This is a genomic window from Polymorphospora sp. NPDC050346 (assembly GCF_040655695.1).
In the GTDB taxonomy this organism is placed as follows: domain Bacteria; phylum Actinomycetota; class Actinomycetes; order Mycobacteriales; family Micromonosporaceae; genus Polymorphospora; species Polymorphospora lycopeni.
In genome coordinates this window covers 1-3362 of the sequence record NZ_JBFAKM010000093.1, presented here as the reverse complement: position 1 = coordinate 3362, position 3362 = coordinate 1, and the positions used below count along the sequence as shown (strand labels likewise).

At 69.1% G+C, this 3362-nt stretch carries 1 protein-coding gene; it reads right to left on the bottom strand.

The window, feature by feature from the left end; genetic code table 11:
- Window positions 1-3362: type I polyketide synthase (locus AB0I42_RS37150; RefSeq protein ID WP_357544466.1), on the bottom strand; the 3362-nt coding region annotated here is incomplete at both ends.

Genomic DNA, 3362 nt, shown 5'->3' with positions numbered 1-3362 from the left:
TCACACACCACCACCGCCGCCCGCGCCACCGCCAGGTCGGCCGCGTCCACCAACACGAGACGGCCCGGATGCTCGGACTGCGCCGACGCCAACAAACCCCACACCGCCGCCGCGTCCGGGTCTGTCTGGCTGCCGGGAATCCGGACCAGCCAGCGCTGCTCATCAGAAGCCAACCGCTGCTGCACCCCGGCCAGCACCTCGGACAGGACGACACCGGCGCAGTCCCACACCGGCAGACCGGCTTCGGCCTGACCAACCTGGCCGACCTCGGCCCAGTCGACGGTGTAGAGGTCCCGCACCGGCGTCGCCGAAAGGCGCTCGGGCAGCGCCCGCAAAGCCAAGGACCCCACCGTCGCCACCAACGCCCCATCCGCGTCGGTCAGGGTCAATGAGAGCTGCCGTCCCTGGGTGTGGATCCGCACTCGCACCCCGGTCGCGCCCGTGGCATGCACGGCAACGTCCTGCCACGCGAACGGCAACAACACCGGCGTGCCCTCATCCGGAACGGCACGCGCGCCGGCCACGTGCATGGCCGCATCCAACAGCGCCGGGTGGATCGCGAAACCGGCGGCCCGGCCGTGCTCCGACGGTGGCAACTCGACCTCGGCAAAGAGGTCGTCGCCGGCCACCCACGCCGCCCGCACGCCCCGGAACACCGGCCCATACTCATAACCACGCAGCGCTAGACGGTCGTAGAGATCATCCGTAGGGAGGGGGACCGCGTCGGCGGGCAGCCATTCGACGGCGGGCGCCACCCGGCTCTCCTGCTCCAGCACGCCGGTGGCGTGGCAGGTCCAGGGCTCGTCCTCGCCGGTCCGTGAGTAGATGCCGACCTGCCGATCGGCGTTCACCGTCGTCTGCACCTCGACGGCCCCGTCCAACACCAGCGGAGCCTGCACCGTCAACTCACGCAGAACGGGTGCGCCGATCAGGTCACCGGCGTGGATCGCCCAGTCCACGAACTGCGTCCCCGGCACCAGCACCGTCCCATGGACCGCGTGATCAGCCAGCCACGGCTCCAGCGCTGTCGAAATCTTGACCGTGACGACCACACCACCGTCCGCCAGCCGCAACACCGAACCCTCGCCACCAGCGGCATCAAGCCAGAACCGCTGCCGCTGAAACGCATACGTCGGCAGATCAGCAGGAGCCACAGCCGGCACAACCGGCGCCCAATCCACCGAAACCCCAGCCGTATGCAACACCGCCGCAGCACGAAGCACATCAGACAACCCGCCACCGTCCCGCTTCAGCGTGCCGGTCACCACGCAGTCATCAACCGTCTCCACAATCCCCGGCAACAACACCGGATGCGCCGACACCTCAACAAACCGACGCAACCCATCACCCGCCGCCGAACGCACCGCAGCCTCGAAACACACCTCAGCCCGCAGATTCGTATACCAATAGGCCGCATCAAGGCCCGTGGCATCAATCAACTGACCGGTCACCGTCGAATACCAGGGCACATCAGCGGCGTGGAACTTCACGTCACCCAGCCGCTCCTTCAGAACCGCCTCGACGGCTTCGACCTGGCCGGAATGCGACGCATAATCGACATCCACCCACCGGGTACGCGCCCGACCCCAGTCCACCGACCCCAACGCCGCCCGGTCCCCCGACACCACACACAAACCCGGACCATTGACCGCCGCCACACCAACACCCGGAATCTCAGCCACCCGGGCCCGAACCTCATCAGCGGGCAACGCCACCGACAACATCCCACCCCGACCCGACAACAACTCCGCGATCACCCCCGCCCGCACCGCCACCACCCGGGCACCCTCCTCCAGCGACAACGCCCCCGCGACAACAGCAGCCGCCACCTCACCCTGGGAATGGCCGATCACCGCCGCCGGACGCACGCCCAACGACCGCCACACCCGGGCCAGCGAGACCATGACCGCCCACATCAACGGCTGCACAACCCTCACGTCACCGTCGGCCGCCTCAAGCACCGAACGGCCCGTCCATCGTTGGAGCGCCTGATCGCACTCGGCCATCGCCTCCGCGAACACCGGCGACTCCGCCAACAACCGGCCAGCCATCCCCTCCCACTGCCAACCCTGACCAGCGAACACCCACACCACACCACCCGGGGTCGCCGGCACCGGCGGGACTTCCAGGTCATCCAACGAGCCGCCCACCGCGACCGCCCGGTAGGGCAACAACGCCCGCCGCGCAAGACCGGCCGCCACCGCATGCGCCGACACCTCCGGCCGCCCCTCGACGTACGCGGCCAACCGATCAATCTGCGCCTGAAGCGCGGCCGGTGAACGCGCCGACAACAACCACACCACCGGCCCCTCCGGCGTGACAACCGGCTCCGGCTCCACCTCAGGCGCCTGCTCCACGATCACATGCGCATTCGTGCCACTCACCCCGAACGACGACACACCCGCCCGACGCGGACGACCAGCCTCCGGCCACGCGCTGGTCGCGATGGCCAGTTCGACAGCACCGGCCGACCAATCCACCTGCGGCGACGGGGCGTCGACGTGCAACGACCGCGGCACGACTCCGTGCCGCATCGCCAGGACCATCTTGATCACACCGGCCACTCCAGCAGCGGCCTGCGTATGACCGATGTTCGACTTGATCGAGCCCAGCAACAACGGCCGCTCCCGACCCTGCCCATACGTCGCCAGCACTGCCTGCGCCTCGATCGGATCACCCAGCCGCGTCCCCGTCCCGTGCGCCTCCACCACATCCACATCCGCAGCCGACAAACCCGCCGAGGCCAGCGCCTGGCGGATCACCCGCTGCTGCGACGGACCATTCGGCGCCGTCAAACCATTCGACGCACCATCCTGATTCACCGCCGAACCACGCACCACCGCCAGAACCCGGTGGCCCTTGCGTCGCGCATCCGACAACCGCTCAAGCAGCAGCAGACCAGCGCCTTCAGACCATCCCGTGCCGTCGGCCGCCGCCGCGAACGACTTGCACCGGCCGTCGGCGGCCAGCCCACGCTGCCGCGAAAACTCGACGAACACGCCCGGCGTTGCCATCACGGCGACGCCCCCGGCGAGCGCGAGGTCGCATTCCCCGGACCGCAGGGACTGGGCGGCCAGGTGAAGGGTGACCAGCGACGACGAACAGGCGGTGTCCACGGTGACCGCCGGCCCCTCGAGACCGAAGGTGTACGCGATCCGGCCGGAGGCGATGCTGCCCGCGTTGCCGTTGCCCATGTGCCCTTCGAGCTCCGGCGGGATCTGAGCCATGCGGCCGAGGTAGTCGTGATACATCAGGCCGGTGAAGACGCCGGTGCGGCTGCCGCGGAGCGAAAGCGGATCAATCCCCGCCCCCTCCAACACCTCCCACGACGCCTCCAACAACAACCGCTGCTGCGGATCCAT